This is a genomic window from Hyphomicrobium sulfonivorans, assembly GCF_013306565.1.
Taxonomy (GTDB): domain Bacteria; phylum Pseudomonadota; class Alphaproteobacteria; order Rhizobiales; family Hyphomicrobiaceae; genus Hyphomicrobium_A; species Hyphomicrobium_A sulfonivorans.
This window is the reverse complement of the sequence record NZ_PZPO01000007.1, coordinates 109,939-118,026: the sequence shown is the minus strand read 5'-3', so window position 1 is coordinate 118,026 and position 8,088 is coordinate 109,939. Positions and strand designations below refer to the sequence as shown.

At 57.1% G+C, this 8,088-nt stretch carries 5 protein-coding genes; 3 read left to right on the top strand and 2 right to left on the bottom strand.

Features of this window, described 5'->3' with window-relative positions:
• Positions 1-310: 310 nt before the first annotated feature.
• Positions 311-3,916: an SIR2 family protein gene (locus C6Y62_RS15605; protein ID WP_173954707.1), complete on the bottom strand. Its 3,606-nt coding sequence runs from the start codon at positions 3,914-3,916 to the stop codon at positions 311-313.
• A gap of 92 nt (positions 3,917-4,008) precedes the next feature.
• Between C6Y62_RS15605 and C6Y62_RS15600 the strand changes: the two genes are divergently transcribed.
• Positions 4,009-4,545 (top strand): hypothetical protein, encoded by a 537-nt coding sequence (locus tag C6Y62_RS15600; protein ID WP_173954706.1) that lies wholly within the window; start codon positions 4,009-4,011, stop codon positions 4,543-4,545.
• 190 nt (positions 4,546-4,735) lie between these two features.
• Here C6Y62_RS15600 and C6Y62_RS15595 read toward each other — a convergent pair whose 3' ends face one another.
• Positions 4,736-4,888 (bottom strand): hypothetical protein, encoded by a 153-nt coding sequence (locus C6Y62_RS15595; RefSeq protein ID WP_173954705.1) that lies wholly within the window; start codon positions 4,886-4,888, stop codon positions 4,736-4,738.
• Positions 4,889-4,947: 59 nt separating this feature from the next.
• On the opposite strand from C6Y62_RS15595, the gene C6Y62_RS15590 reads away from it, so the two are divergent.
• Complete coding sequence (locus C6Y62_RS15590) at positions 4,948-5,130, top strand: hypothetical protein (RefSeq protein WP_173954632.1); 183 nt, start codon at positions 4,948-4,950, stop codon at positions 5,128-5,130.
• Positions 5,131-5,245: 115 nt separating this feature from the next.
• Entirely contained in the window at positions 5,246-7,858 is a 2,613-nt protein-coding gene (locus C6Y62_RS15585; RefSeq protein ID WP_173954704.1) for a UvrD-helicase domain-containing protein, read from the top strand.
• Positions 7,859-8,088: the final 230 nt, after the last annotated feature.

Genomic DNA, 8,088 nt, shown 5'->3' with positions numbered 1-8,088 from the left:
ACGAATGCGATCTGGCTTTCCGAAAACTTCGATGCCTTCATGGCTCCCTCGACCGGCCCTGTTTCGACACGGACGCAAAACTGGAAAATTCTAACTCACACCGGTCCAGTTGCGAGGGGGCAGGTCAGTGTTAGCGACCAAGATTGCCGTACTGCCCATATTGAAGCTCCCCCGCTAGGTCAGCACCATGATTCACTGATGTATCTCAGCTCCCTTACGCCCGCGAATTGGGATAGCTACTCGGCGAGGGAGCTTACAAGTCGGCCGAGCCGCTTCGTGGTGCCGTGAGACCGGCTCCTGGACATAGCGCCTAGAGCCGCAATGCCCTCGTCTGAAGCAATTGAAAGCGTCTGTCTCGTTCCAGCGATGGCTCTGCGGCCTTGATGCGATCGAGAGTTTCGCCGAGCTCTGAACACTGCCCCCTCGACGCGGGTTTCAGCATAAGCCAGAGTAATTCGAGCGCCTGAGGAGCGAAGCGATCAACAACCGCCTTGGCATCTTCGCTCGTCATGAAATAGAGCGTTGGCCAATCCTCGTCGAGCGCGACAATATACGGCCTGACCTCGCCGAGCGCCTCGGGGAAGGCGTCGCCTGCCGCGATTGCCAGCCTTGCAAGAGGCACGGCCGCACGATTGCTCTGCGCCAGTTTTTCGGGTGGCCAAAGCTGTTCGAACACCTTCGAATATTTCGTGCGCCAAAGCTCATCCCGCGGATGCTCTGTCTCTCGGCTTAGCCAATTGGCCATGGTTTCCGCAGCTTCAGCGCGAATTTCCGCCCTAGCCTTCGAGAGTAGAGATTTGGGTTCGCCGGGTGTGAGCCGTGCGGGATCATCCGCCGGACGATCTAGGTCATGGAAAACGTAGGCGACCAAGCGCATAGCAGCATTCGATGCCGTCGCGCTCTCCCCCTTGTGCTCGACAACGCCGAGCAGAAGCGGTTCTTTCAGCCGGGCCATCAGGGGCGCACCGACACTTGGACTGGCGCCTACCAATATGGAGCGCAACGCCGATCCTTCGGCATCGCTACCACTCATCCGCTGCTTAAGGTCGTCGACTAGGTGCGGAAGGGAATGGTGAACCCAGGCCACGAACTCAACAAGAATAGCGCGGGCAAGTTGCCCCATCGCTGATGGATCTAGCGTCATCATGGCGAGCCGCTCCGCTGTACTCGCCTGATCTGCGGGCTGCATTAATTGCAACGAAGGACCGAGACGATTGACCATCAAGCGCGCCAGCTTGCCGGGCGAAGAGTTGATGGACTGGGAGATAAGCGCGTAGCCGGGGTCCTCGCGAGAAGTAATCTCGGTCAATTGATGGTCGGCGGCTCGTGAGCATTCCCAAAGGAAGTCCCAAGTCCCCTCGACGACTGGCGCGCCAACTTCCACAGCGTAGCCATAGAGATCAACGAGGGCATGCGAGAGGTCTTTAAGCTCATGAGTTGGATGCTGAGGCACGATATTGAAGACGCGGATGCAAAGCGCGGCCCCGCGCGTCTTCGCTTGTTCTGTTGCACTGCCTAGCCCAACTATCGCGTAAAGAAGGCTCCGCCATCGATCAATCTGGCCAGTGACCGCGGCCGATGCCACGAGAGCATCAAGGGCTCCCTCGGGATCATCGTGACAATACACCTGCCAAACATCAGATTGATCAAACGTGTGCTGCTGCTCAAGCTCTGCCGCGATCTCGACCCTCTTTTCTATCGGTGCTTGAGCAAGGGGCGCCGCATCACCGAATGGCCCGCTACGAACGTCGCCTAACCACGCCTTGAAGAAATTGCTTTCCTCAAAGGGTCGATCAATCCACTTCTTGCGGGCGTTGATATCGTCAAGGGCTGTCTGCACTGCCGTCGGCAGTGGCCCTCCTCCAAGTACCAGCGGCTGCAAGTATATCCAGACGGCATTGTCACGGATGCGTTGCTGCACCTCATCGTCGGGTTCATTGTCGAGGAGTGGGCCTGCAACAATCCTAGATACCAATTCATCAATCCGCTGCCCATCCTTCGTCCGATCCCGGAGCAGCTCCATGATCTCCTTCCGGTGATCCCAGAAGTCCTCAAGAGGCATCGCGACGAGCGCTGAAATGACCTCAGATGCACTAACGGTAGCGTCTTGATGCAGGGCAAAGAGCCACAGCCTGCGAACAACCGGAAAATCGCTCAGCCTCCAGGTCTCGGCGACGACCTGTGCTTTGGCCGGTTCGATGGCTAGCAGCCGAACCCAAAGCTCGGCCGACAAGCGAACGAGGGGCAAGAAGCCATCATGGTGCGCGTTCTGTGGATGATCTGCGACGGACGGAACATCGTAGCCAACAAGATCATAGCGAGCGCCGGTGCGTTCGGCGTCGCGGGCCAGCAGCAGCGTCTCAATAAGTGCTCCGGAGGCGATCTGAATAAGCGGCCATATGGCCGCTGAAGTGGGAGGGAGAACGTTCAAAAACTCTTCGAGTCTTGGGTGCCGTTGCGTCTTGAATTCGCGCCGGCAGAGTGCCGATAGAGTAGGCTCCCCTTCGGATACGTCGTGAGACGAATACGGCATGCTGATGAGAAGTCTCGGTGTGAACAGCTGGAGGATTTCTCGCAGATCGTCGCCCGAGGCAGTGTCCGTTTTCACTCGTCCAAAGGCCGCATAGTGCATCCATCGATCCTGCGGCCTCGTCTGACGCAAGCTGATCGCAAGCAGGCGCCACGCCCGCTCAAGATGAGGAGGAATAGGCTTGCGATTCTTGTCATCGAGCCCTCGTAACAACAGGGCTGCGGCATGCTCACCAATAGCACCAGCAGATTTCAACACCTCTTGGAAGGCGAGAGGGCTATCAAAATGGGCAATCGCCCACCTGCACAGCGCCCAATCTGAGCCGCTGTTGGGCTTGACGAGATTGTGGCTCCTGACGAACTCGATCCACTGAGGTGAGAAGGGGAGGTGCTCCAGCAGATCCATGCCATCCTGCTGGCTCAACATCCAGATCGCCTGGTCCCGCTCCCAGGGTTGAACTTGGTCGATCTGCATGCCGGCGAGTTCGGCAAGTCTCTCCTTGCGCCATCGGCGAGGCAGCTCAACAAGATCAGCCCAGGCGCCCATATCGGCCCAGAATTGCTGAAAGCTGACGGTGAAGAGGATCGGTTCAACGGCTATCGCGTCCCAAGCGGCCGATGGACTGGGAGTGTCGGGCTTTGCCTGATCGAGCACGTATATCGTCTTGAGATCGGGGAAACGCTCTCGATCCGCCTCAAGAATGTTGAGGATGTAGCGAACAGGTGCATCGGACGCGCTGTAGCCCACGAGCACGATCATTCGTGTCCTCGCAAGATCGTACAGGAAGCGGGCCGCCCATCCCGAGCGGAGGTAGGCGTCACCATAGTCGGCGCTCGTGAGCACCAGATCGCTTTCGTCAAGTCCAAGCTTCGTGTCGGCGAGCCTGCCATGCAGGTGGATGATGCCTTCGAAGCGCGGTCCTGCTGGAGCCGGAACTTGAGCGCTCGCGAAGCTCTTGTCGCGGACCTGCTCTTTGGTTAGCTCGTTCAAAGCCCGCTCAAGGAGCGTATCGAAATTCGTGGTCACGAGCGCGGGCCTGCCCTCGAAGTCGCGCGAGAGCCTCAAAAGCGTTGCATGCGCTTGCGTGCCAGCTGCCTTGTCCGCGTCAAGCTCAATGGAAAGTGCGTCGTACAGACTTCTCCGATCGGCAAGGCGTCTCGAAAGCGAGCCGAGGGTTTCTTCGTAGCGCTTCGTCCCGAACGAATGCTGCTCGGCGGCATCCATCGCCAAACCTAGATGAGCGAACACTCTCTTGGTCAAGTCCTCGAAGTTCGGCAGACCCGACGGCGATGAGACTCCAGCGCCGCAAAGGAAGACGACCTCCCCGCGAAGCGCTGCATCGATAAGCTTAGAAGGGATATCAGGGCCGTTTTCGGAGAATCTCATGAGGCTGCCTTAAGTGTGCTATGACCACCTGACTATAGCTATCACGTGACTATCCACTTCGATCGGGCCGCGCATTCTTGGACGCCACACTGATGACGGAGTCTCCTCTCAGCGATCTCGAGAAGCTTCGACGCCTGGTCATCGTCATACATACCGCAGCCCGCAATTTGGGCTACTTCCGCGGCGCGAGAACGATGACGCATAAGGATGTGTCAATCCACCTACAAGACATCCAGCGGCGCATCGACAACAACTTTTTGGATATTGGCGTATTCGAATGGTGCAAGCTCTTCGCGGACCGGGAAAACCAGCATTGGACGCGAACGCTTCCAACCGCGCAGCATCACGACTTTGCTTGTGGACTCTATGCCTTGGCGGGCACCGACGAGGCTGGATGGCGAGGGTACGTCGATGAGTTTCTGATCTACCGCGACAAGTTCCTCGGTCACCTCGACAATAGACGCACGATGAACATCCCGAAGCTCGACAGAGCACTCGAAGCACTGCATTACTACGCTCAGCATCTGCGGCAACATCACCCTATGGCGTCTACTATTCCGCGATCGGAGTTCGACGTCGATAGAATTGTCTCTGACGCAATGCAACAGGCGCAACAGTATCTTCCTTAGACCTTCCCAGTGCGCAGCCGTCCGTGAGCTAGGTTTACGAGCCGCCGAAAGCAGGTCAACCGCTCATCGGTGGCGTGCTCACTCCCACCGTTTCTCTGTCAGCGGTGAAGGGCGCTAGAGTATACGCGCTCGCCTCGGGCCAGCTTCAGCGCTCCAACTTTGCGCCTGTGAGAGGATTTCCTTGGACGCATCACGACAGCCGGTTGCCTTCGGTGTCCGGCATCAACACCTGTGAGACAGAATTGGCGTTTTGACGACTGGAGGATTTCGGGATCATCGCAGCGACTGAATAAAGAGCGAGAAAATCAATTTCGCCGAGACCACGTTCGATACGAATGGCCATACGATCACTCTCAATCGTCGGTTACATGGGCTCGGAGGCATAGCCCGTCGGAACGGCTCATGCGCGATATCCGGCGGGCCACGCGCAAACAGTATTCGGCCAAAGAGAAAATCTGCATTGTGCTCGATTGCCTGCGCGGCGAGGTCTCGATCGCGGAGCTGTGCCGACGCGAAGGCAACGTCACCGATACGTTGCAGCTGGCATTATCCGCATCAGGTTGCGACAGCGCCCGTGTAGATTGACCCACTTCAAAACAGCAGCATAAATCTAAACTCAAAATGACCCGGAAGCCTCCAGGCCATCAACCCGAAAACTGTCTCAAAAAATTCGACGACGAACAACCGCGACGAGAACCAAATGCCGGCAGAGGACTCCCGTGAGTTACGCAGAAGCGCCTATTCATGGCTATTGCACAGCCTGCTTGGGAGCCCGCTTCGGAGCATCCGCCTCAACGCTTCCGGTATCGAACTCTCCGGAGATAAGCGCCCTCAAATCTCCTTTGCCGAAATGGAAGGTTGCGCGCGGGATGCGGGTCGCGGGACAATTGTCTTGCTGCTCGCGGATGGTACGGAATGGCGTGCGTCCGGTTTCAAGGCAGCAGACGTTCCGCCCTTCGTGCAGGCGGCAAATGAAACCCGCAACCGTTACATAACTACACTGTTCGAACAGGCGGAGACCGAACTCCGAGCGTTGGCGCTGATAAACGAGCGGTTGAAGCAGCCAAGACGCTACCCAGCCGCTTGCTTGTTGAACCCTTTCATAGAGCGGGCTCAGGATATTTTTGAATTATTGCCTAAGTCGGCGCCAAGCGATCTGATGTCCGACGATCAGATGCGCATATTTGCCGCCGCGGCAGAAGTCCGCGACGAGCCCGCGAAGCTTCGCGAGACAGCGATAAAAACCTTTCTCGAAACAGAACTGATCGAAATGAGGGAGTTCTTCGATGCAATCGAGGCTCATCCGCTGACAGATGAACAGCGCTTGGCAGTCGTCACGGATGAGGACGCCACACTTGTTCTTGCGGGCGCCGGGTCCGGCAAAACGAGCGTCATCGTCGCCAAGGCCGCGTATCTAATCAAGCGCGGCATTCGACCTCCCAATGAGATCCTCCTGCTTGCGTTCGGCAGCGACGCTGCTGAGGAGATGGCCGGAAGGATCAGGCAGCGATGCGGAGCTCCTGTCGATGCAATGACATTCCATTCGCTTGGTTATGAGATCATTCGGCAGGTAGAACGTCAGGCGCCAGCCCTTGCAGCGCATGCAAGCGATGACGTGCAGTTTTTTGCTCTGTTGCGTGATGTCGTGATGAACGAAGTTGCGACTCAACCCAAGGCTTGCGCGCTTCTGCTGCGCTGGTTCGGAGAGTTCTATCGGCCCTGGAAGACAGAATGGGATTTTAACTCAGAAGATGAGTACGCCCGCTACGTTGACGACAACGAGCTGCGGACCCTTCAAGGTGAGCGAGTTCGCAGCTACGAGGAACTGCTGATTGCGAATTGGCTATATCTCAACGGGATCGAATACGAATACGAGCCGGACTACGAGCACGAGCTTTCCAACAACGACCGGCGCGCTTACACGCCTGATTTTCGGCTGACCGAAAGCGGCGTCTATATCGAACATTTTGGGGTTCGCAAGGAGCGTGGTCCCGGCGGCGACGTGCGCCTGACGACGGCACCCCATATTGACCGTGACATCTATCTCGAAGGTATGGCGTGGAAACGCCAAGTGCACGAGACACACGGCACCATACTGATCGAAACGTATAGTTACGAGAACGTCGAAGGGCGGTTGCTTCCCGGACTTGAGAAGAAGCTTGAACCTTACACGAAGACTGCTCCAATTCCGCCGGAGAAGACATTTGAGAGGCTGTCCCAGCTGGGACAGTTGGACGCCTTCACACAAACGATCGGCATCTTCCTGCGGCACTTCAAGAGCTGCAAATTGTCGGTGGAGGAATGCCGTCAGCAAGTCGGACCACTCTCCGATGCCCAGCGGGAGCAAGCGTTCCTCGAGATCTTCGAGCTTGTTTTCGAAGCGTATCAAAAGCGTCTTGGAGACAGGATTGACTTCGAGGACATGATCAGTCGCGCCACTGACCATGTAAGATCTGGACGGTATACCAGCCCATACAAACACCTGCTGGTCGATGAATTCCAAGACATATCGGACGGCAGAGGCGGATTACTTCTAGCTCTGAAGGCGCAACATTCAGACGCCCGCATCTTTGCCGTTGGTGATGACTGGCAATCAATTTATCGCTTCGCTGGCTCCGATCTCAGCCTGATGCAAAAGTTCGGCGACGTTTTCGGCGGGACCTTCGCAGGCTCGGGCGGCGTGCACCACGTGGTGGATCTTGGCAGAACGTTCCGCAACTCCGACCGGATCGCGCTCGCAGCGCGCAAGTTCGTACTGCAGAATCCAGCGCAGCTTAAAAAACGAATGGTTCCTGCCGCAGAAGCTCACGCCCCAGCGATCAAGATCGTGCACTATACACGAAGCACCGAAGCCAAAGCCTTGCGGGGGGCGTTGGACGAAATCCAACAGCGGTCGACTGGAAGAGCGAGCGTTCTTCTTCTCGGGCGTTATCGGTTTGTGCAGCCGGACAATCTGGCAGCCCTGGCATCGGAGTTCCCAGAACTCGACATGCGCTTCTTGACGGTCCATCGCTCGAAAGGACTTGAAGCCGATCACGTAGTCATCTTGCGGGCTGCACGCGGTCGAATGGGCTTTCCATCTCAGATCGTTGATGACTCGCTGCTCGAACTTGTACTCCCAGCGCCCGAGCGCTTTGAACATGCCGAGGAGCGAAGACTTTTCTATGTGGCCTTAACGAGGGCGCGGCATTCGGTAACGATATTGGTCGACCGAGACACGCCGTCTGCCTTTGCCACTGAGCTTCTGGCAGACAACGCTTACGGCGCCACCATTTTACGCAACAATTTGAACACCCCAAACGTCCTCAGATGAGCTGCCGCGTGGATTATGTCAGAGGAACAGAGACGCGTGCCCGCTTTCAGAGAGCGAACTGTCTTCCTGCCAAAGGCGATATCAAAAACCATCCGTTCCAACTTCGCTTTGCCGAGGAAGCGGACATCCAGTACGGATCGAGCATCGGCCATGTGCCGCCGTCAGCGAGGACTGTTGCTGTCCCTCAAGCGGACCTACCCTGCTGTGAAGCATCTGGAACTGGAGTTTCG